Here is a 21,656-nt window from a genome sequence, read left to right as displayed (position 1 = left end):
AAAGTCGTACTAAGAAAATCCTAAATTGTGTGAAATTTGCCACGATTGCAGTGCTAACAAGAGAATCCACCTAGTGGGTGAGTACGGATAAACCAATAATTGCAGCATGTAAACGGTTAATCCCGAGTCAGTATTTATAGCCCCTATGCAGGGCGACGATGCCATGATTTAGATTATAAAAATCGCAGTAGTCAAATCCAGCGGACCGCATCATGGCGGAGAGGGTTTCTTGATCAGGATGCCGTCGAATAGATTCCGCTAGGTAGCGGTAACTATCCGCATCTCCTGCTACTAATTTACCCAGTCGTGGCAAAATCCAGAAAGAATAGATATCATAGGCGGAGGTTAGCCAAGAGGCAGGCTTGGAAAATTCCAATACTAGCAGTTGGCCGCCAGGTTTCAGAGCTTGATACATGGAATGTAAAGCGGCCTCTTTTTGGGTGATATTGCGCAGGCCAAAAGCAATTGTGATGCGATCAAAGTAATCAGCGGGGAAGGGTAAGTGTTCTGCGTTGGCTTGAACGTAGTTTAAGTTACCCACCTTGCCTAGGTTAACCAGCCGTTCTCGGCCTTTTTCCAGCATGCTTGAATTGATATCCGCTAGGACTACTTGGCCTTTATTACCGACGCGTTCAGAGAATGTTTTAGCCAAATCCCCCGTGCCACCCGCCAAATCTAAGACTCGCATACCGGATCGAACACCGCTGAGTTCAATTACAAAACGTTTCCAAAGACGGTGAATGCCGAGCGACATTAGATCGTTCATAAGATCATAGTGGCTAGCAACCGAGTGAAAAACTTCAGCAACTTTATGGGATTTTTCCTCTATAGGGACTTCTTGAAAACCAAAGTGAGTTGTTTTTCCTTGCGCCATTTTGCCTATATCCAGGGTGAACGCTAATCTTTAATTTCAGGTTCTTTGCGCGAGTGGCCGACCTGCTGCAGCCGGTCTAAATATTTTTGCCACAGTTGGGTTTGTTTTTCCCCTAGTTCGTAGAGATATTCCCACGAATAAAGGCCAGTATCGTGCCCATCATCAAAGCGTATTTTAATAGCATAGTGACCGACCGGTTCAATTTCTTTAATACTAACCGTTTCTTTGCCAATGAGGAGAATTCCTTGCCCAGGCCCATGGCCTCGTACCTCTGCTGATGGGGAGTATACCCGTAGAAACTCGCAGGGAAGCGCAAAATGGGCGCTATCCTCAAAACTGATCTCAAGTACGCGGGAATTTCGGCGAAGTTTAATCTCTGTGGGTTGAGGGTGAGGGTGTTGTATTGTCATAGTTAAGGTAGAAAATTCCCTAGAGGATATAGCGTGACAAGTCTTCATCCCGGGCCAAGTCGGCTAGCTGAGCATCTACATAGGCGGCGTCAATAATAACTTTTTTACTAGTATGGTTTTCCGCTTCAAAGGAGAGCCCTTCTAGGAGGCGCTCCATGACAGTATGCAATCGGCGGGCACCAATATTCTCGGTACGTTCATTAACCTGCCAAGCGATTTGGGCGATATGTGCAATACCTTCCTCGGTGAAATGTAAGGAGATTCCTTCAGTTTTTAATAATGCAGTATATTGCTCAGTGAGAGAGGCATTCGGCTCAGTTAAGATACGTACGAAGTCGTCAACGCTAAGGGCGCCTAGCTCAACTCGAATGGGTAACCGTCCTTGCATTTCCGGGATGAGATCTGAGGGCTTAGCTAGATGAAAAGCCCCAGATGCAATAAATAGGATATGGTCGGTGCGCACCATACCATACTTTGTGGAGACCGCGCTGCCTTCTACCAAAGGGAGTAAATCGCGCTGCACGCCTTCACGGGAGACATCTGTACCAGAGAATTCCGAACGCTTGGCGATTTTGTCCATTTCGTCAAGAAATACAATACCATTTTGTTCCACATTTTCTAGGGATCGCGCTTTTAAATCTTCATCATTGATGAGCTTTCCAGCCTCCTCTTCAGTCAGTAGCTTGAAGGCTTCGCGGACTCGTAGTCGGCGCGCTCGGGTACGAGTGCCCCCCAAATTTTGGAACATATTTTGGAGCTGGCTAGTCATTTCTTCCATCCCTGGGGGGGCCATAATTTCAACCCCCATGGAAACGGCAGCTAACTCAATCTCGATTTCTCGGTCATCTAATCTTCCTTCCCGCAGCATTTTGCGAAATTTTTGCCGAGTATTTGATTCTTCATCCATCGTATCATGGGGCGCAGCCCGTGCAGCGGGTAAGAGAGCATCAAGAATTCGCTCCTCTGCTCTATCTTCCGCTTGGTTGCGGACCTTAGCCGTTTCCTGCTCGCGAGTTATTTTGATGGCAATGTCCACGAGATCCCGAATGATGGATTCTACGTCTCGGCCAACATAGCCTACTTCGGTAAACTTAGTTGCTTCGACTTTCATAAAGGGAGCATTCGCTAGTTTTGCAAGGCGCCGGGCAATCTCGGTTTTACCCACGCCGGTGGGGCCAATCATAAGAATATTTTTGGGAGTGATTTCGTTGCGCAGCTCTTCACTCACCTGGCGCCGACGCCAGCGGTTACGGAGGGCAACAGCAACAGCCCGCTTAGCAGCGGTTTGTCCAATAATATGTTTATCCAGTTCCTGAACAATTTGCCGAGGGGTTAGTTCTTGCTGGGGGATTAGTTCGGGCATGATTTCTTAGTTTAATAAAGTTTTAACCAGAGAGTTCTTCGACGGTCAAGTGGGTATTGGTGTAAATACAGATATCAGCAGCAATACTTAGGGCTTTTTCAACAATGACACGGGCGCTAAAATCTGTATTTTCAAGGAGTGCCCGGGCCGCCGCCTGAGCATAAGGGCCGCCTGAACCGATGGCTATCAAGCCATATTCTGGCTCAATCACATCGCCATTGCCTGAAATTACGTAAGATGCTTTATGGTCAGCTACGGCTAGAAGAGCCTCAAGCCGTCTAAGAGAGCGATCAGAGCGCCAATCCTTAGCCAACTCTACTGCGGCGCGGGTTAGGTTACCTTGATGTTTTTCTAATTTAGCCTCAAAACGTTCAAAGAGTGTAAAGGCATCTGCCGTCCCTCCCGCAAAACCCGCAATCACCTGATTGTGAAACAGACGCCGCACTTTACGGGCATTGCCTTTCATGACGATGTTATTCATGCTGACTTGGCCATCACCGCCGATAACAACTTGCTCTTGGCGTCGTACTGAGAGAATAGTTGTGCCTCGAAAATGTTCCAAAGGCTTATGCTCCTCGTTTAGTTTGCGTTTTAGGCTTAGTGCGAAATTCTACACTAAGATAATTGTATTCCATACTATGCGCCAGTCAGAGAGCATTAAGGAAGGAGGGTTTTCCCTAAATTAAGTAAAAAACTTATGGAAAAATCAGCTTTTAGCGTTTATCGTAGATTGCCGGTCGCGTGCCAGTAATTTATATTCCCAGTTTAGCGAAGTTTTGACGATAAAATCCAGATTATCGTATTTTGGTTGCCAGCCTAATACGTTCCGCACTTGTTGAGCAGCAGCGACTAAGCGGGGCGGGTCACCGGGACGGCGAGGATGCTTTACTATTTTAATAGGGCGGCCATGCACCCGTTGGACTGCGTCAAGTACTTCGCGCACACTATAGCCATGGCCATAGCCACAGTTTAAGGTAGTTGATTTTCCACCCTGTTTAAGATAATCCAATGCCAAAATATGAGCGTTTGCTAAGTCTTCTACATGAATATAATCACGGATTCCTGTGCCATCGGGGGTCGGGTAATCAGTACCAAAAATATATACTTGCTCTCGCTTTCCTACTGCGGCCTCACAGGCCACTTTAATGAGTAACGTGGCCTTACGGGTTGATTGGCCAATATGCCCATTTGGATCGGAGCCGGCGACGTTAAAATAGCGCAGAGTTACATAATTAAGACTGCTTGCCTGAGATAAGTCACGTAGCATCCATTCGCTCATTAGTTTGGAGGTACCATAAGGGTTTACAGGAATGGTAGGAGTATCTTCGGTAACCAAGGGCGTGGAGGGGATACCATAGGTGGCTGCCGTGGAGGAGAAGATAAAGTGCTTTACCCCTGCTGCTGCGCAGCACTCTAGGAGATTGTGCGTGTGGCAAGTATTATTGGCGTAATATTTAAGAGGATCGGCAACAGATTCCGGGACAATGGTGTAAGCAGCAAAGTGCATCACGGTGTCTACGCTATACTCTTTCAGAAGTGTATCCACCAATACCTTGTCTTTGGTATCCCCAATTACGAGATTAGCCTTGGGAACCGCATTGGCAAAACCTGTTGAGAGATTGTCTAGAACAATGACTCGATGAGATGTCGCCATCAGCTGCTGGACCACATGGCTGCCGATATAGCCGGCGCCACCAGTGACAAGTATTCCTTTCTTCGCCATGGCCTTGAATCTCCAATCTAGGTAAAATATTTATTCTAGAGTGGTGTCATTGTAGAGAGGGTTTGGATTAGCAACAACCTTCAACTTTGAAAAGAGTTTATGTGTTCGTAAGGCGGAATACCGTGGATTGGTCCGCAGGTTTTTAAAAACGGACGGCCTCTAGTGTTGACATCGCTGTAAAGATAAAGGAAAATTTCGAGTTTACGTCTGGAGGGGTTCCCGAGCGGCCAAAGGGATCAGACTGTAAATCTGACGGCTCTGCCTTCGGAGGTTCGAATCCTCCCCCCTCCACCAGCTTTTAAGCGATAAAGGAAGCCTTTAGAATAAAAGCGCTTTGTTGGTGGTTGTTTAAAGATACGTTGGCGGGCGTAGTTCAATGGTAGAACCTCAGCCTTCCAAGCTGATGATGTGGGTTCGATTCCCATCGCCCGCTCCATAAGTTTATGGTGCTTGTTATTGAATTTTGGCGATTTATGTTGCTAGGCCCATATAGCTCAGTCGGTAGAGCACTTCCTTGGTAAGGAAGAGGTCATCGGTTCAAATCCGATTATGGGCTCCAAAAGTTTAGAATTTTATAATAAAAGCTCGTGGTTCGCGCAATTTGCTGAGCTGTCAGGTTTATGTGACTCTTAAAAGGTAAGGGGTATATCCATCATGTCCAAGTCGAAATTTGAGCGGAAGAAGCCGCATATAAACGTAGGCACGATCGGTCACGTAGACCATGGTAAGACGACGTTAACGGCGGCGTTGACGCGGATATTATCGGAGCAGTATGGGGGAGAGTTCAGGGCCTACGACCAGATAGACAATGCGCCGGAGGAGCGGGAGAGGGGGATCACGATAGCGACCTCGCATGTAGAATATGAGACGGAGGAGCGTCACTATGCGCATGTAGACTGCCCGGGGCATGCGGATTATGTGAAGAACATGATTACGGGGGCGGCGCAGATGGACGGAGCGGTGTTGGTGGTTTCGGCGGCGGATGGTCCGATGCCCCAGACGCGAGAGCATATATTGCTGGCGCGCCAGGTGGGAGTGCCGTTCATATTGGTGTATTTAAACAAAGCGGATATGGTAGACGATCCGGAGTTGTTGGAATTAGTGGAGATGGAAGTTCGGGAGCTGTTGGATAGTTACCAATTTCCGGGGGATGACACGCCGATAGTGGTGGGTAGTGCGCTGAAGGCGTTGGAGGGGGATACGAGCGAGATAGGGATTCCGTCGATACTGAAGTTGGTAGAGCAGATGGATGCGTATATTCCTGAGCCCCAGCGAGCGGTAGACCAGCCGTTTTTGATGCCGATAGAGGATGTATTTTCGATTTCGGGTCGGGGGACGGTAGTAACGGGTCGAGTGGAGCGGGGTATTGTCAAGGTAGGGGAAGAGATAGAGATAGTTGGGATGCGGGAGACGCAGAAGACTATTTGCACGGGGGTTGAGATGTTCCGCAAGCTTCTGGATGAGGGGCGAGCGGGGGACAATGTGGGTGTTTTGTTGCGGGGGACTAAGCGTGAGGATGTGGAGCGTGGTCAAGTGTTGGCCAAGCCCAAATCGATTACGCCGCATACGAAGTTTTATGCGGAAGTGTATGTTTTATCCAAGGATGAAGGGGGGCGTCATACGCCGTTTTTCACGGGGTATCGTCCGCAGTTTTATTTTCGGACCACGGATGTGACCGGTGCGATTGATTTACCCGATGGGGTGGAGATGGTGATGCCGGGTGATAATATTCAGATGACGGTTAGTTTGATTGCGCCTATTGCGATGGAGGAGGGGTTGCGTTTTGCCGTCCGTGAAGGGGGGCGTACGGTAGGTGCCGGCGTCGTCAGTAAAGTGATTGAGTAAGCTAAGGGTGAAGCTAGAAGCAAAGCTATTTTAGCTATCTTTAATTTATAGGTTAATTGCTTATTTGGCGCCTATTATTATGGGTGTCGTTAGTTCTGTTATTTGCTAGGCCAGTAGCTCAATCGGCAGAGCGGCGGTCTCCAAAACCGCAGGTTGGGGGTTCGATTCCCTCCTGGCCTGCCATCTAGTAAATATTTGCGTTTAGTTTTTGTACCAATTTTTGTATATACCAACACCGGCTTAGGCTTCCAGGATCACTATGGCAGACACCATTAAACTTGCGGTTGCATTGCTATTATTGGGTACCGCGATCGGACTATTCTATTATTTTGGTGATCAATCTACGCTCTTGCGTGTATTAGGATTACTTGCAGCATTAGGTATTTCGTTGGCAATCTTGGCAAAGACCACGCACGGCCGGGCTGCGCTGAGTTTTGCTGGGGAGACGCGGGTAGAGTTTCGTAAAGTGGTTTGGCCAACACGGCAAGAAACTATTAGAACAACGCTGCTTGTGTTGCTGATGGTCATGGTAATGGCAAGCATACTATGGTTATTTGATACATTATTGATGTGGGCTGTCCGTCTATTGACCGGGCAGGGGGGGTAAGGTGGCCAAGCGCTGGTATGTAGTCCAGGCTTTTTCTGGTTTTGAACAGCAAGTTAAGCGCTCCATTGAAGAGCGAGTTCGTCGCTATGGGTTGCAAGAGAGCTTTGGGGATATCTTGGTGCCCACCGAAGAAGTCGTTGAAATGCGGGAAGGGCAGAAACGGAAAAGCGAACGTAAGTTTTTTCCTGGGTATGTCTTGGTTCAAATGGAAATGGGTGATGAAACTTGGCATTTAGTTAAGGATGTTCCTCGGGTGCTGGGTTTTATTGGAGGGACAAGCGATAAGCCTGCAGCAATCACGGAAGCGGAAGCTGAAGAGATATTGGAGCGGATCCGGGAAGGGGCAGAGCAGCCACGGCCAAAAGTATTATTTGAGCCGGGGGAAATGGTGCGTGTGATCGAGGGGCCTTTTACCGATTTTAATGGTGTAGTCGAAGAAGTCAACTATGAAAAAAACAAACTCCGCGTGGCGGTATTGATCTTTGGACGATCTACTCCGGTTGAGCTCGATTTTGGACAAGTGGAGAAGAGATAGCTCTGTAGCTCGTTACTAGGTATGTAGCTATTTTTAAGGTTTAAGGGTACACGATTTCGGGGAGGCGAGAGCCGCTTGCACCCGTAAGGAGCAAACATGGCAAAGAAGATAGAAGCCTATATTAGACTACAAGTGCCTGCTGGGCAAGCCAATCCAAGTCCTCCAGTAGGCCCGGCTTTAGGGCAGCGAGGCGTTAATATTATGGAGTTTTGTAAGACCTTTAATGCCCAAACTCAAGGATTGGAGCAAGGGATGCCTATACCAGTGGTGATTACGGTTTACTCTGACCGTAGTTTTACCTTTGTGACTAAGACGCCACCGGCTTCGATTTTGCTTAAAAAAGCAGCAGGCATTACGTCCGGGAGTAGTCGCCCTAATAGCGATAAGGTAGGCAAGGTTACCCGCGCTCAACTTGAGGAAATCGCGGAAACAAAAATGCCTGACCTAAATGCAGCGGATAAGGAGGCGGCTATTCGCACTATTGCTGGCAGTGCACGTAGTCTGGGCCTGGAAACAGAGGGCGTTTAAGTTATGGCTAAACTGGGTAAACGGTTAGTTGGGATTCGAGAAAAATTAGAGCCAGGAAAGCTTTATCCGGTGGAGGAAGCTTTGAATTTGCTTAAGGAAGTTGCAAAGGTTAAATTTGAAGAGTCAGTGGATGTCGCTGTCAATCTTGGTGTAGATCCGCGCAAATCTGACCAGGTGGTGCGTGGTTCGACGGTACTGCCTAATGGTCTTGGTAAAACGGTGCGGGTAGGTGTATTTACCCAGGGTGTTAACGCTGAAGCGGCAAAAAACGCGGGGGCTGATGTGGTTGGGCTTGAGGATTTGGCTGAGACGGTGAAATCTGGTCAGATCGATTTTGATGTGATTATAGCATCACCCGACGCCATGCGTGTAGTGGGGCAGCTGGGCCCAATTTTAGGGCCTCGGGGACTGATGCCAAACCCTAAAGTGGGGACCGTGACTACTGATGTGGCCGGTGCCGTGACAAAAGCTAAAGCCGGGCAGGTTCGTTATCGGACTGATAAAGCAGGCATTATTCATTGCTCGATAGGCAAGACATCTTTCGAAGTAGATGCGCTTAAACAGAACCTTCGGGCTTTAGTAGAGGATCTTGGAAAATTAAAGCCTGCTTCGGCAAAAGGCATATACCTGAAAAAACTAACTTTATCTACTACCATGGGTCCTGGAATAGCTGTGGATCAAGCTAGCCTTCCGGTTTAGGTAGGAGATGATTAAGCTATCCTAGCTAATGTATCATATTTGTTGAAGGTGTTTTTGGGGCTGCCTACTAAATATATTGGTGGGCTGTCTAAGACCGTAGGTGTGCTATCTTAATTGATTGGCAGGATGCCTATCTGCCTACGTAGACGGTAGGCTCTGTTACCGCTACGGAATATTGTAGCAATAGCTGCCGCGATAGAGAAACGGTGGAGGATATTAGTCTCTTACCAATTGTTAAGTATAAACAGGGATGTGGTGGGAAAACCTTACATAAGGAGGCAGTTAAATTTGAGTCTTAATTTAGAAGCAAAAAAGGCTGTTGTTGCTGAAGTGGCAGCGGTTGCCTCTCAGTCTCATTCCGCTGTTGCGATTGAGTATCGCGGATTGACCGTTGCCGAAATAACAAAGCTTAGGGTGGCTGCTCGCAAAGGGGATGTTTATCTGCGTGTAGTGCGTAATACATTAGCTTCTCGCGCCCTTGAAGGAACTGATTTTGATTGTATGCGCGAGGGTTTAACAGGGCCTTTAATGCTGGCGTTCTCTCGTGAGGAACCGAGCGCCGCAGCCCGGGTGATTCGGGACTTTGGTAAGGAACATCCCAAGCTTGTGGTTAAGATGGGGTGCCTTGGAGGTAGATTATTGCCCCCTGAGGGCGTAGAGAATCTTGCCAAAATGCCCACTAAGGAGCAGGCGGTTGCTATGCTTATGGGGGTTTTGCAGGCCCCGATCGGGAAATTTGCTCGTACTTTGGCCGAGCCTACGGCAAAATTAGTGCGTACTGTTGCTGCTGTACGAGACCAAAAGCAAGCAACTTAGGCCCGCGATTAGAAAGGGTTTTTAGAGCTAAACAATATTTTGTATTTAAGCAAGGTTTACGGAGTAAGCAATGGCTGTAGCGAAAGAAGAAATCTTGGAAACGATTTCAAATATGACCGTCATGGATGTGGTTGAATTGATTGAGGCCATGGAAGAAAAGTTTGGTGTTAGTGCCGCCGCGCCAATAGCTGCAGCGGCACCCGCGGCGGGTGCTGAAGCAGGGGCTGCTGCGGAGGAAAAAACGGAATTTGACGTTGTACTGGTAAGTTTTGGTTCTAATAAGGTACAAGTCATTAAAGCTGTCCGGAGCATTACCAGCCTTGGTCTCAAGGAAGCCAAGGATTTAGTGGAGGGTGCGCCTTCACCCGTTAAGGAAGGAATTTCTAAGGATGAAGCCGATGAGATCAAGAAGCAATTGGAGGAGGCTGGCGCTAGTATTGAGGTTAAATAACTCAGCTGTTTCTATGTAAGTTATACGTACGGAAATTGGTTAGTGGCATCAGGCTGCTAGCCTGATTTCCGTTTCTTTGGCTTCTACTGAGCATCGAGCTTGGAAGAAGCAATAGCCCGTCTTCAAGAAAGAGCCAGTAATGCGGTGTCGACCGCTGCTGGTTTTTTAGTAGCAGGTACTCGCGCCGAGGTGATAAAATGCCCTACTCGTTGACCGAGAAGAAGCGTATTCGTAAGGATTTTAGCAAGCTCCATAGTATACTGAAAACTCCTTTCTTGTTAACTATACAAATCGGCTCTTTCCTAGATTTTCTACAAATGGATGTGCCTCCTGGTAAGAGGAAAGATAAAGGGTTGCATGCCGCATTTAAGAGTGTTTTTCCTATCAAGAGCTATACAGAGTATGCTGAGCTACAGTATAGCAGCTATCATCTTGGTGTTCCCTCATTTGAGGTTAAGGAATGCCAAGTACGCGGTCTAACTTACGCGGCGCCTCTGCGGGTTAAGTTGCGCCTTGTTATTTATGACAAAGAATCTCCTGCTAGCGAGCAAGTGGTTAAGGATGTAAAAGAGCAGGAAGTGTACATGGGCGAGATCCCCTTGATGACGCCAAAAGGGAATTTTGTTATTAATGGAACAGAGCGGGTTATCGTCTCTCAATTGCACCGTTCTCCAGGAGTTATCTTCGAACATGATAAGGGAAAGACCCATTCCTCAGGAAAATTACTTTTTTCTGCTAGGATAATCCCCTATCGTGGATCTTGGCTCGATTTTGAATTTGATCCTAAGGATTGCGTCTATGCGCGTATTGATCGTCGACGTAAATTACTAGCGACTATATTGTTACGCGCCCTCGGTTACAGCACCGAGGAAATTCTAATTATGTTCTTTGAAACGATTTCGGTTAAGCGCCAAGGTTCAAGCTATTTATTAGACTTGGTGCCTCAGCGGCTTCGGGGTGAGTCGCTGCCTTTTGATATCGCTAGCCCAGATGGCGAGGTCATCGTTGAAGCAGGACGAAGGGTTACTGCGCGCCATATCAAGCAGATGGAAAAGGCTGGAATGAAGACTCTACCCGCGCCTAAGGAGTTTTTAATAGGAAAAACTCTAGCTCGGGATCTGATTGATGCTGGTACCGGAGAAGTATTAGCTAAAGCGAATGATGAAATTACAGCGGAATTAATGACGGCCCTAGAAGACGCTAATATACAAGCCTTTGATCTTATTTATACTAACGATTTGGACCGTGGCTCCTTTATCTCCGATAGTTTGCGCTTAGATCCTACCACTACACCACTAGAAGCCCAGATGGAAATCTATCGTGTAATGCGTCCTGGAGAGCCGCCGACTAAGGAAGCAGCGCAGAATCTATTTCAAAATTTGTTTTTCAACCCAGAACGTTACGATCTCTCTCCGGTGGGCCGAATGAAATTTAATCGCCGTCTGGGGAAAGAAGATATTACTGGCCCAAGTATATTATCCAAAGAAGATATTGTCGATGTTATAAAGACTCTAGTCGATATCCGTAATGGTTACGGCAGTGTGGATGATGTTGATCATCTGGGCAATCGCCGGGTGCGTAGTGTTGGAGAAATGGCGGAAAATCAATTTCGCGTAGGTTTGGTGCGAGTCGAGCGGGCGGTGCGGGAGCGTTTGAGTTTAGCGGAGTCGGAGGGGTTAATGCCTCAGGAATTGATTAACGCAAAACCCGTATCGGCCGCGGTTAAGGAGTTTTTTGGCTCTAGCCAGTTATCGCAGTTTATGGATCAGAATAATCCTTTATCCGAGGTGACTCATAAACGACGGGTATCTGCGCTAGGACCAGGAGGATTGACTCGTGAGCGGGCTGGTTTTGAGGTGCGTGATGTGCATCCTACTCATTACGGACGCGTCTGCCCCATCGAGACTCCGGAAGGCCCCAATATTGGTTTGATTAATTCTTTAGCGGTTTATGCCCGAATTAATCAATATGGTTTTATTGAAACACCATACCGAAAAGTAGTGGATGGCAAGGTGGCTGGCGAAGTGGACTATCTTTCGGCTATTGAGGAAGGACAGTACGTAATTGCTCAGGCGAATGCGGCTGCGGATGAAGAAGGGCGCCTCATTGATATGTTAGTTTCTTGCCGTCACAAGAATGAATTTACACTTCTACCACCTGAAAAAGTGCAGTACATTGATGTATCACCTAAACAAATCGTATCGGTAGCGGCATCTTTAATTCCTTTTTTAGAGCACGATGATGCCAACCGTGCATTGATGGGATCTAACATGCAGCGCCAGGCAGTGCCCACCTTGCGGGCGGAAACTCCTCTAGTAGGTACTGGTATGGAGCAAGTTGTAGCTCGTGATTCAGGAGTGATGGTGGTTGCTCGCCGTGGCGGTATCGTAGATTCTGTGGATGCAGCTCGCGTTGTCGTACGAGTCAATGACGAAGAAACGGCTTCCGATGAGCCCGGAGTTGATATTTATAACCTCATTAAGTATGCCCGCTCGAATCAAAACACATGCATCAACCAGAGTCCGTTAGTAAAGCCGGGCGATACGGTGGCTATAGGTGATGTGCTGGCTGATGGCCCTTCGACAGACATGGGTGAATTAGCTTTGGGGCAGAATCTTCTTGTCGCCTTTATGCCTTGGAATGGTTATAACTTTGAGGATTCTATCCTTATTTCCGAGCGGGTGGTGGAAGAAGATCGCTTTACTTCGATTCATATTGAAGAGCTGACTTGCTTTGCTCGGGATACTAAGTTAGGACCAGAGGAGATTAGCAGCGATATTCCGAATGTAAGCGAGGCGGCGTTATCTAAGCTGGATGAGGCGGGTATTGTTTATATTGGTGCTGAGGTGAAACCCGGCGATATTTTGGTTGGCAAGGTAACTCCCAAAGGGGAGACTCAATTGACACCGGAGGAAAAGCTCTTACGAGCTATCTTTGGGGAAAAGGCATCTGATGTAAAGGACACATCTCTACGAGTGTCTTCAGGTATGCAGGGTACCGTCATTGATGTCCAGGTCTTCACCCGTGATGGCGTGGAAAAGGATACTCGGGCCTTAGAGATAGAGGAGATGGAGCTTGCTAAAATCAAAAAGGATTTGCGGGATGAATTTCGTATTGTAGAGACTGATATTTATCAACGCCTAGAGAAAGTGTTAGTAGGTAAGACAGTCGAAGGAGGACCGGCAGAATTAAAAGCGGGAACCCAAATTACCCAAAATTACCTTGCTGATTTACCCAGGGAACGATGGTTTGAGATTAGACTACGTAGCGAGGAGGCTGGTAGGCAGCTGGAATCAGTTGCTGGGCAGCTTAAGGAACAACGGGTTGCAATGGATGAAAAATTCCAGCAGCAACGTGCCAAGCTCACTTCCGGGCATGACCTCCCCCCTGGTGTCCAAAAAATGGTGAAGGTCTATTTAGCCGTAAAGCGCCGTGTCCAACCCGGTGATAAGATGGCGGGTCGACATGGAAATAAGGGAGTGATTTCCACCATCGTACCTATTGAAGACATGCCCTATATGGAAGATGGGACTCCAGTAGATATCGTGCTTAATCCTCTAGGGGTGCCTTCTCGGATGAATATTGGGCAGATCTTAGAAACCCATCTGGGATGGGCGGCAAAGGGCTTGGGTCGAAAAATTGGCGCTCTCCTTGAGTCGGGAGAACAGGCTTCTGAACTGCGTGTTTTCTTAGATCGGATATATAACGCTAGTGGCAAGAAAGAAGACCTAAATTCTTTGAGCGATGAAGAGGTATTGGAGCTTGCAAATAACCTGAAGGATGGGGTTCCTATGGCGACACCGGTATTCGATGGCGCTTCCGAGCAAGAAATTAAAACTATGCTGGAGTTGGCTGACTTGCCTACTAATGGACAGACAAATCTTTATGATGGTAGGAGTGGAGAAGCCTTCGCCCGTCCAGTAACGGTAGGATATATGCATATGCTTAAATTGAATCATTTAGTTGATGATAAGATGCATGCTCGTTCGACGGGTCCTTATAGCTTAGTTACTCAGCAGCCTTTGGGGGGGAAAGCCCAGTTTGGCGGGCAGCGTTTTGGTGAGATGGAGGTATGGGCCTTAGAATCCTACGGTGCGGCCTATACTTTGCAGGAAATGCTTACTGTGAAATCCGACGATGTGAACGGGCGCACCAAGATGTATAAAAACATCGTAGATGGTGATTACCGTATGGAAGCGGGTATGCCGGAATCTTTTAATGTATTGACCAAAGAAATTCGTGCCCTCGGTATCGATATTGAACTGGAACAAGATTAATGGCCGTGGACATAGTAGGACGGGTTGATGGTCACAATAGATATATCTGCCAGCTTGGCTATGGAGGAGCACATAAATGAGAGATTTGCTGAATTTGCTTAAGCAGCAAAACCAGGTAGAGGAGTTCGATTCCATACGCATTGGTCTGGCATCTCCCGATATGATCCGGGCTTGGTCATACGGCGAAGTCAAGAAGCCTGAAACCATTAATTATCGAACTTTTAAGCCAGAGCGGGATGGACTGTTTTGCGCTAAGATTTTTGGCCCGGTCAAAGACTATGAGTGCTTATGTGGTAAATATAAGCGCCTCAAACATCGCGGCGTTATTTGTGAGAAATGCGGAGTAGAGGTGACGCTAGCAAAAGTTCGTCGGGAGCGCATGGGGCATATTGAGCTGGCGAGTCCGGTAGCTCATATTTGGTTTCTAAAATCATTGCCTTCGCGGATTAGCCTACTGTTAGATATGACGCTCCGGGACATTGAGCGGGTGCTTTATTTCGAGGCCTCTGTGGTTATTGATCCAGGTATGACCCCATTAGAACGGGGACAACTCTTAGCGGACGAGGCTTACCTTCAAGCCATTGAGGAATATGGTGATGAGTTTGATGCTCGTATGGGAGCAGAAGCTGTTCAGAAGATGTTAAAAACCCTTGACCTCAAGGGAGAGGCGATTAGGCTGCGCGAGGAGATCACAGGCACGAACTCTGACACCAAAATCAAAAAATTTAGCAAGCGGCTCAAGCTTATCGAGGCTTTCATCGATTCGGGCAATCGTTCTGAGTGGATGATTCTGGAGGTCCTCCCCGTATTGCCACCGGATTTACGGCCTTTAGTGCCGTTGGAAGGGGGGCGTTTTGCTACTTCCGATCTGAATGATCTGTACCGGCGGGTCATTAATCGGAATAATCGCCTCAAACGGCTGTTAGATTTGAATGCGCCTGATATTATCGTGCGCAATGAAAAGCGTATGCTTCAGGAATCCGTGGATGCTCTTTTGGATAACGGACGCCGTGGGCGGGCGATCACAGGTACTAATAAGCTACCTTTAAAATCGTTAGCTGATATGATCAAAGGTAAGCAGGGTCGGTTTCGGCAAAACTTGTTAGGGAAACGAGTGGATTATTCAGGCCGATCGGTAATTGTGGTGGGTCCAACCCTAAAGCTACACCAGTGTGGTTTACCCAAAAAAATGGCACTGGAGCTTTTTAAGCCTTTTATCTTCGGTAAGCTTGAGCGGGCTGGGCTTGCTACCACGATTAAAGCGGCAAAGAAATTAGTGGAGCGGGAAGGCCCAGAGGTATGGGATGTGTTAGAGGAGGTGATCCGTGAGCATCCGGTGATGCTTAATCGGGCCCCTACCTTACATCGTCTTGGTATTCAAGCCTTTGAGCCGGTGCTCATTGAAGGTAAGGCAATTCAACTCCACCCCTTAGTGTGCGTGGCCTTTAATGCCGACTTTGACGGTGACCAGATGGCGGTTCATGTGCCGCTATCCTTGGAGGCTCAGCTGGAAGCCCGTGCGTTAATGATGTCTACCAACAATATTCTATCGCCAGCTAATGGAGAGCCCATTATTGTTCCTACCCAGGATGTCGTATTAGGGCTCTACTACATGACCTGCGAGCGGGTAAATGCTAAGGGTGAGGGGATGCTCTTCGCCGATATCAATGAGGTGCGTCGTGCCTATGAGACCAGTATAGCTGAACTCCATGCAAAAATCTCAGTGCGCATTACCGAGATAGATCCCTCTAAGCCGGAAGGTGAAGGCGAGACGACTCGCCTTGTTAATACTACAGTGGGGCGGGCCCTACTCTCAGAACTTTTGCCCCCAGGGCTACCTTTCGAATTAGCTAATAAGAATATGACCAAGAAAGAAATTTCTAGGTTGGTTAATATTTGCTATCGGCGCCTTGGCCTTAAGACCTCGGTAGTGTTTGCTGATCGGCTGATGTACCTTGGATTCCGGCAGGCGACTCTTAGCGGTATTTCCATTGGTGTTAATGACATGGTGGTGCCAAAAGAAAAGCAAGCGATCCTTGCCGATGCGGAAGAAGAGGTTAAGGAAATAGAGGACCAGTATGCTTCCGGCCTAGTGACCAATGGCGAGCGCTACAATAAAGTTGTGGACATTTGGTCCCATACTAATGATCAAGTTGCCAAGGCGATGATGGAGCGCCTAGGAAGTGAAGAGGTATATGATGCAAAAGGCAATGTTGTCAAGCAGCAGACTTTTAATTCTATCTATATGATGGCTGATTCTGGAGCCCGTGGATCGGCCGCCCAAATTCGCCAGCTTGCGGGTATGCGTGGCTTGATGGCTAAACCGGACGGCTCGATTATTGAGACACCGATTACTGCTAATTTTCGTGAAGGATTGGATGTCCTACAATATTTCATCTCTACCCATGGAGCCCGCAAGGGTTTGGCCGACACAGCGTTAAAAACCGCTAATTCAGGGTATTTGACCCGGCGCTTAGTGGATGTAGCTCAAGATTTAGTCGTTACAAAGGATGATTGCGGCACCACACGTGGGATTAATATAACCCCCTTCGTAGAGGGTGGTGATGTTGTGGAACCATTACGAGAGCGCGTGCTGGGGCGGGTATTAGCGCTTAATGTTTATGTGCCAGGAAGCAATGAAGTAGCTATACCTGCCAGTACGTTACTGGATGAGTCCTGGGTTGATTATCTTGAGACGTTAGGCATCGACGCGGTGAAGGTGCGTTCACCTATTACCTGTGAGACTCGTTATGGAATCTGTGCTGCTTGCTATGGTCGGGATCTGGGGCGAGGTTACCGTATCAATATCGGCGAAGCTATTGGTGTTATTGCTGCTCAGTCTATCGGTGAGCCGGGTACACAGCTCACTATGCGTACTTTCCATATTGGGGGGGCGGCCTCTCGAACGGTGACGACTGATAGGATTGAAGTTAAGTATAAGGGTAACATTCGGCTGCATAATGTCAAAATTGTTCAGCATGACAGTGGTAAGTATGTTGCTGTCTCCCGTTCCGGTGAAGTCCACATAGTCGATGAACAAGGGCGTGAGCGGGAACGCTATAAGATTCCTTATGGCGCCGAGCTTTCAGCAGGGGATGGTGATACAGTAGAATCGGGGCAAGTCATTGCTACTTGGGCTCCTCATACTCATCCAGTTATCACTGAGGTGGCGGGTAAGGTCAGACTTCAGGATTTTCTGGAGGGTAGCACCGTAGAACGCCAGGCTGATGAAGTGACCGGTTTGACTAGCCTTACGGTACTCGATCCCAAGCAGCGAGGCGCCGCTGTTAAAGAATTGCGTCCGATGGTTAAATTGGTTGATGAAACAGGAAGCGATCTGTGTCTTGCAGGAACAGATATTCCCGCCCATTATTATTTGCCAGCAGGAGCGGTCGTTTCAGTAGAAGATGAGGCCATGGTTGGCGTGGGTGATGTATTGGCGCGATTACCCCAAGAATCTAGCAAAACCCGTGATATTACGGGCGGTTTGCCGAGAGTAGCAGACCTTTTTGAAGCTCGAAAACCAAAAGACCCAGCGGTGCTTGCCGAAATTTCAGGGACGGTAAGTTTTGGTAAGGAAACCAAAGGAAAGCAGCGGCTTATCATCACTGGCAGTGATGGCGAGCGGCATGAGGAATTGATTCCTAAGTGGCGTCAAGTCAATGTGTTCGAAGGCGAACATGTTGAAAAAGGCGAAGCGATCGTCGATGGGCCACCTGTGCCGCATGATATTTTGCGTTTAAGAGGTGTGGAGGAGCTAACTTATTATATTGTTAACGAAGTTCAGGAGGTATATCGCCTTCAAGGGGTAAAAATCAATGATAAGCACATTGAAGTCATTATCTGTCAAATGCTTCGCAAGGTAGAAATAATAGAGCCTGGAGATACTAGTTTTCTTAAGGGCGAGCAGATCGATAAGCCAAGATTGCTGGAAGAAAATGAAAAAATGGAGAAAGAAGATAAGTTACCTGCTCGTTTTGAGCCGGTACTCCTTGGTATCACCAAGGCTTCTTTAGCCACGGAATCTTTCATTTCAGCCGCCTCTTTCCAAGAGACTACGCGGGTGCTTACGGAAGCGGCGGTGACAGGCAAATGCGATGAGCTGCGGGGGTTAAAAGAAAATGTAATTGTGGGTCGTTTAATTCCCGCAGGGACAGGTTTAGCCTATCATTCCGAGCGGCGTCGCAAGCGGCGGATGTTAGAACAGCCAGAATCTCTGACGGCCGATACGGGCACTTCCCATTATGGTGAAGATGAGATTTCTGAGTCAGGCGCTGCTACCGCTTGACAGAAAATTTAATTAAGAATAAAATTGTTCGCTTTCTACTCAGACAGCCTTCTCCTATTAAGGGAAGGCTATGAATTTAGAAACCCGAATACACTGAAGCGTTCATTCTCCGAGAATAATCGGCGTTTGGGCGCTTAACTTTATTTTGTCTGGAGCATTTAGAGATCCATGGCCACCATTAACCAATTGGTTCGTAAGCCGCGGGTACGGCAGAAGCAAAAAAGCAATGTACCCGCGCTGCAGGCTTGTCCCCAAAAGCGAGGGGTCTGTACTCGAGTCTATACTACTACGCCAAAGAAGCCTAACTCGGCCATGCGTAAGGTGGCCCGTATACGTCTCACTAATGGTATGGAAGTCACCTCTTATATCGGAGGTGAAGGGCATAATTTGCAAGAGCACTCTGTGGTTCTAATTCGTGGCGGTCGCGTCAAGGACTTACCTGGCGTGCGCTATCACATCGTACGGGGATCTTTAGATACAGCAGGTGTGGGGGATCGTCGGCAAGGCCGCTCCAAGTACGGGGCTAAACGGCCAAAGGGGTAGCACTTACCTCATCATAGATAGCGGTTAAGTATGGTAGACGAGAATTGAACGGAAACGAAAAATGCCGAGAAAACGAGTTATAGCGAGACGAGAAGTTCTGCCAGATCCCAAATATGGAAGTGTGCAGTTGGCTAAGTTTATTACTATTCTTATGCTGAGTGGCAAGAAATCGTTGGCAGAGAGAATAATCTATGGCGCTTTAGGTCGGGTATCGGAAAAAGCTAATCAGGATCCCATGGATGTTTTGGAAAAGGCGCTAGAGAATGTTCGCCCATTAGTTGAAGTTAAATCACGTCGCGTAGGTGGGGCAACCTATCAAGTGCCCGTGGAAGTGCGTCCCGAACGGCGTTCTACGCTTGCTATGCGTTGGTTAGTGGAAGCGGCACGCAAGCGGAGCGAGAAATCTATGGATTTGCGTCTAGCCGGAGAGCTTTTGGATGCCCATGAGGGTAAGGGAACTGCGGTCAAGAAACGAGAAGACACCCACCGTATGGCGGAGGCGAACAAAGCTTTTGCTCATTATCGTTGGTAAATGTTTAATAGTTTGGATTGTTTTTTAAATTTAAGAAATTAAGGACTTGTTGTTGTGGCCCGAAAGACTCCTATCGAGCGCTATCGTAATATTGGCATTATGGCACATATTGATGCCGGCAAAACCACTACTACCGAGCGCATTCTATATTATACGGGTGTCTCTCATAAGCTGGGCGAAGTTCATGATGGTGCTGCCACTATGGATTGGATGGAGCAGGAGCAGGAGAGAGGTATTACAATTACTTCCGCTGCGACAACTTGCTTCTGGAGTGGAATGGCGAGGCAGTTTCCAGAGCATCGAATCAATATTATCGATACTCCTGGGCACGTGGATTTTACGATTGAAGTAGAACGTTCTTTGCGAGTGTTGGATGGTGCCGTTGCTGTATTCTGTGCGGTGGGGGGGGTAGAACCCCAATCTGAAACTGTATGGCGACAGGCAAATAAATATAAGGTGCCTCGATTGGCATTTGTCAATAAAATGGACCGCCAGGGCGCTGATTTTCTTCGGGTAGTTGGGCAAATTCGCAGCAGGTTAGGAGCTAATCCGATTCCTATTCAGATACCCATTGGCGCTGAAGAAAATTTTGAGGGAGTGGTCGATCTTATTAAGATGAAGGCTATCCACTGGGATAAATCCAGCATGGGCATGGCTTTTGAAGAAAAAGAAATACCTGGAAATTTACAGGCTAGTTGTGATGAATACCGGGAAAAGATGATTGAGGCAGCCGCCGAAGCATCTGAAGAGTTGATGGAGAGATATCTAGAGGAAGGTCAACTGCCGCTAGACGATATTGTTAAGGGCCTTCGCATTCGAACCTTGAATGGAGAAATCGTCCCTGCTTTGTGTGGTTCCGCCTTTAAAAATAAGGGGGTCCAGGCAATGTTGGATGCAGTGCTTTCTTATATGCCCTCCCCAGTCGAAGTTCCCCCTATTAAAGGGGTGCAAAAAGACGAGACTGAAGGTGAGCGCCACGCCTCAGATGAGGAACCATTTGCTGCTTTAGCCTTTAAGATCGCTTCTGATCCTTATGTGGGAAACCTCACCTTTTTCCGGGTTTATTCTGGAGTACTAAGCTCGGGGGACACGGTTTATAACGCAGCTTCTGGAAACCGCGAACGTATTGGCCGTTTACTCCAGATGCATTCTAATAGCCGTGAAGAAATTAAAGATGTCATGGCTGGTGATATTGCTGCTGCGGTTGGCCTAAAAAATGTGACAACAGGTGATACCTTATGTGACCCGAATCACATCATTTTATTGGAGCGCATGGAATTTCCGGAGCCTGTGATCTCTGTTGCTATTGAGCCTAAAACCAAGGGAGACCAAGAAAGGATGTCTATAGCCCTTGGAAAGCTAGCTAGGGAGGATCCTTCATTTAGGGTCCGTACCGATGAAGAGTCTGGGCAGACTATCATCGCAGGAATGGGTGAGTTGCACTTAGATATTATTGTTGACCGCATGAGGCGAGAGTTTAAGGTTGAGGCTAATGTGGGTGCTCCCCAGGTAGCGTACCGAGAAACCATACGCCGTAGCATAGAGCAGGAAGGTAAATTTGTGCGCCAGAGCGGCGGTCGAGGTCAATATGGCCATGTTTGGCTCAAGTTAGAACCTCAAGAGCGCGGTAAGGGATATGAGTTTGTTAATAAAATTGTGGGCGGTACCGTGCCTAAAGAATTTATTCCCGCAGTTGATAAGGGAATAAAGGAGCAAACTGAGAATGGAGTAATTGCTGGATATCCTGTAGTTGATATCAAGGCTACCCTATATGATGGTTCATATCACGATGTGGATTCTAGCGAGATGGCTTTTAAAATTGCAGGATCTATGGCCTTTAAGGAAGGAGTGCAAAAAGCGAATCCGGTGTTGCTTGAGCCTATTATGAAAGTAGAGGTAGTGACTCCTGAGGAATATATGGGTGATGTAATGGGTGACCTCAATCGGCGCCGCGGGATGGTGCAGGGGATGGAAGACTCCCTTAGCGGTAAAATAATTCGAGCAGAAGTACCATTGGCGGAAATGTTTGGATATGCCACCGATCTCCGTTCGGCTACTCAAGGGCGAGCTAATTATACAATGGAATTCTCAAAGTACAATGAAGCGCCCTCTAATATCGCTGGGGCGATAATTAAAAAGTCCCAATGAGATAAGACAGTTATCTT

At 47.7% G+C, this 21,656-nt stretch carries 17 protein-coding genes and 4 tRNA genes; 16 read left to right on the top strand and 5 right to left on the bottom strand.

Annotated features, from left to right (window positions below; genetic code table 11):
- Positions 1-127: 127 nt before the first annotated feature.
- The 5 genes from ubiE to galE form a co-directional block, all read right to left on the bottom strand.
- Positions 128-874 carry a bifunctional demethylmenaquinone methyltransferase/2-methoxy-6-polyprenyl-1,4-benzoquinol methylase UbiE gene (ubiE, locus tag NOC_RS12525; RefSeq protein ID WP_002808622.1) on the bottom strand — a complete coding sequence of 249 codons (747 nt, stop codon included), beginning with the start codon at positions 872-874 and terminating at the stop codon, positions 128-130.
- 23 nt (positions 875-897) lie between these two features.
- Positions 898-1,284 (bottom strand): gamma-butyrobetaine hydroxylase-like domain-containing protein, encoded by a 387-nt coding sequence (locus NOC_RS12520; RefSeq protein ID WP_002810476.1) that lies wholly within the window; start codon positions 1,282-1,284, stop codon positions 898-900.
- A 19-nt stretch (positions 1,285-1,303) separates the two neighbouring features.
- The gene (hslU, locus tag NOC_RS12515; protein WP_002810619.1) at positions 1,304-2,647 is read right to left on the bottom strand and encodes an ATP-dependent protease ATPase subunit HslU; all 1,344 of its coding nucleotides are present in this window, start codon (positions 2,645-2,647) and stop codon (positions 1,304-1,306) included.
- Between the two features lie 22 nt (positions 2,648-2,669).
- Positions 2,670-3,209 carry an ATP-dependent protease subunit HslV gene (gene hslV / locus NOC_RS12510; protein ID WP_002808887.1) on the bottom strand — a complete coding sequence of 180 codons (540 nt, stop codon included), beginning with the start codon at positions 3,207-3,209 and terminating at the stop codon, positions 2,670-2,672.
- Positions 3,210-3,353: 144 nt separating this feature from the next.
- On the bottom strand, positions 3,354-4,370 hold the full coding sequence (gene galE, locus NOC_RS12505; RefSeq protein WP_002811574.1) for a UDP-glucose 4-epimerase GalE: 1,017 nt from the start codon (positions 4,368-4,370) through the stop codon (positions 3,354-3,356).
- Positions 4,371-4,579: 209 nt separating this feature from the next.
- Between galE and NOC_RS12500 the strand changes: the two genes are divergently transcribed.
- From NOC_RS12500 to fusA, 16 genes are all read left to right on the top strand, one after another.
- Positions 4,580-4,664: transfer RNA gene (locus NOC_RS12500), tRNA-Tyr, on the top strand.
- Positions 4,665-4,732: 68 nt separating this feature from the next.
- Positions 4,733-4,806 (top strand) — tRNA-Gly (locus NOC_RS12495).
- Positions 4,807-4,853: 47 nt separating this feature from the next.
- A tRNA-Thr gene (locus NOC_RS12490) sits at positions 4,854-4,929 on the top strand.
- Positions 4,930-5,024: 95 nt separating this feature from the next.
- Positions 5,025-6,215, top strand: coding sequence for an elongation factor Tu (gene tuf / locus NOC_RS12485; RefSeq protein WP_011330929.1), 1,191 nt, complete (start codon positions 5,025-5,027; stop codon positions 6,213-6,215).
- A gap of 107 nt (positions 6,216-6,322) precedes the next feature.
- Positions 6,323-6,398: transfer RNA gene (locus NOC_RS12480), tRNA-Trp, on the top strand.
- A 76-nt stretch (positions 6,399-6,474) separates the two neighbouring features.
- The gene (secE, locus tag NOC_RS12475) at positions 6,475-6,822 is read left to right on the top strand and encodes a preprotein translocase subunit SecE (RefSeq protein ID WP_002809556.1); all 348 of its coding nucleotides are present in this window, start codon (positions 6,475-6,477) and stop codon (positions 6,820-6,822) included.
- A gap of 1 nt (position 6,823) precedes the next feature.
- Positions 6,824-7,357 carry a transcription termination/antitermination protein NusG gene (gene nusG, locus NOC_RS12470; RefSeq protein WP_002808722.1) on the top strand — a complete coding sequence of 178 codons (534 nt, stop codon included), beginning with the start codon at positions 6,824-6,826 and terminating at the stop codon, positions 7,355-7,357.
- Between the two features lie 96 nt (positions 7,358-7,453).
- On the top strand, positions 7,454-7,885 hold the full coding sequence (rplK, locus tag NOC_RS12465) for a 50S ribosomal protein L11 (protein ID WP_002809312.1): 432 nt from the start codon (positions 7,454-7,456) through the stop codon (positions 7,883-7,885).
- A 3-nt stretch (positions 7,886-7,888) separates the two neighbouring features.
- Positions 7,889-8,584 (top strand): 50S ribosomal protein L1, encoded by a 696-nt coding sequence (rplA, locus tag NOC_RS12460; RefSeq protein ID WP_002808852.1) that lies wholly within the window; start codon positions 7,889-7,891, stop codon positions 8,582-8,584.
- A gap of 288 nt (positions 8,585-8,872) precedes the next feature.
- Positions 8,873-9,400, top strand: coding sequence for a 50S ribosomal protein L10 (rplJ, locus tag NOC_RS12455; RefSeq protein WP_011330933.1), 528 nt, complete (start codon positions 8,873-8,875; stop codon positions 9,398-9,400).
- Between the two features lie 70 nt (positions 9,401-9,470).
- The gene (gene rplL / locus NOC_RS12450) at positions 9,471-9,851 is read left to right on the top strand and encodes a 50S ribosomal protein L7/L12 (RefSeq protein ID WP_002810165.1); all 381 of its coding nucleotides are present in this window, start codon (positions 9,471-9,473) and stop codon (positions 9,849-9,851) included.
- A gap of 197 nt (positions 9,852-10,048) precedes the next feature.
- Positions 10,049-14,128 carry a DNA-directed RNA polymerase subunit beta gene (rpoB, locus tag NOC_RS12445; protein ID WP_002808701.1) on the top strand — a complete coding sequence of 1,360 codons (4,080 nt, stop codon included), beginning with the start codon at positions 10,049-10,051 and terminating at the stop codon, positions 14,126-14,128.
- A 76-nt stretch (positions 14,129-14,204) separates the two neighbouring features.
- Positions 14,205-18,416, top strand: a complete 4,212-nt coding sequence (gene rpoC, locus NOC_RS12440) for a DNA-directed RNA polymerase subunit beta' (RefSeq protein ID WP_011330932.1) — start codon at positions 14,205-14,207, stop codon at positions 18,414-18,416.
- A gap of 168 nt (positions 18,417-18,584) precedes the next feature.
- The gene (rpsL, locus tag NOC_RS12435) at positions 18,585-18,959 is read left to right on the top strand and encodes a 30S ribosomal protein S12 (protein WP_011330931.1); all 375 of its coding nucleotides are present in this window, start codon (positions 18,585-18,587) and stop codon (positions 18,957-18,959) included.
- A 61-nt stretch (positions 18,960-19,020) separates the two neighbouring features.
- Positions 19,021-19,491 (top strand): 30S ribosomal protein S7, encoded by a 471-nt coding sequence (gene rpsG, locus NOC_RS12430; RefSeq protein WP_011330930.1) that lies wholly within the window; start codon positions 19,021-19,023, stop codon positions 19,489-19,491.
- Between the two features lie 54 nt (positions 19,492-19,545).
- Positions 19,546-21,639, top strand: a complete 2,094-nt coding sequence (fusA, locus tag NOC_RS12425; protein WP_002811545.1) for an elongation factor G — start codon at positions 19,546-19,548, stop codon at positions 21,637-21,639.
- The last annotated feature ends 17 nt before the right edge of the window (positions 21,640-21,656 follow it).

Source organism: Nitrosococcus oceani ATCC 19707 (assembly GCF_000012805.1).
GTDB lineage: Bacteria > Pseudomonadota > Gammaproteobacteria > Nitrosococcales > Nitrosococcaceae > Nitrosococcus > Nitrosococcus oceani.
This window is presented reverse-complemented; position numbering and strand designations above follow the sequence as displayed.

Excerpts from the sequence above, each read along its gene's own strand:
- ubiE (WP_002808622.1), bottom strand. The coding sequence starts at position 874 with ATGGCGCAAGGAAAAACAACTCACTTTGGTTTTCAAGAAGTCCCTATA.
- NOC_RS12520 (WP_002810476.1), bottom strand. The coding sequence starts at position 1,284 with ATGACAATACAACACCCTCACCCTCAACCCACAGAGATTAAACTTCGC.
- hslU (WP_002810619.1), bottom strand. The coding sequence starts at position 2,647 with ATGCCCGAACTAATCCCCCAGCAAGAACTAACCCCTCGGCAAATTGTT.
- galE (WP_002811574.1), bottom strand. The coding sequence starts at position 4,370 with ATGGCGAAGAAAGGAATACTTGTCACTGGTGGCGCCGGCTATATCGGC.
- tuf (WP_011330929.1), top strand. The coding sequence starts at position 5,025 with ATGTCCAAGTCGAAATTTGAGCGGAAGAAGCCGCATATAAACGTAGGC.
- secE (WP_002809556.1), top strand. The coding sequence starts at position 6,475 with ATGGCAGACACCATTAAACTTGCGGTTGCATTGCTATTATTGGGTACC.
- rplK (WP_002809312.1), top strand. The coding sequence starts at position 7,454 with ATGGCAAAGAAGATAGAAGCCTATATTAGACTACAAGTGCCTGCTGGG.
- rplA (WP_002808852.1), top strand. The coding sequence starts at position 7,889 with ATGGCTAAACTGGGTAAACGGTTAGTTGGGATTCGAGAAAAATTAGAG.
- rplL (WP_002810165.1), top strand. The coding sequence starts at position 9,471 with ATGGCTGTAGCGAAAGAAGAAATCTTGGAAACGATTTCAAATATGACC.
- rpoB (WP_002808701.1), top strand. The coding sequence starts at position 10,049 with ATGCCCTACTCGTTGACCGAGAAGAAGCGTATTCGTAAGGATTTTAGC.
- rpoC (WP_011330932.1), top strand. The coding sequence starts at position 14,205 with ATGAGAGATTTGCTGAATTTGCTTAAGCAGCAAAACCAGGTAGAGGAG.
- rpsL (WP_011330931.1), top strand. The coding sequence starts at position 18,585 with ATGGCCACCATTAACCAATTGGTTCGTAAGCCGCGGGTACGGCAGAAG.
- rpsG (WP_011330930.1), top strand. The coding sequence starts at position 19,021 with ATGCCGAGAAAACGAGTTATAGCGAGACGAGAAGTTCTGCCAGATCCC.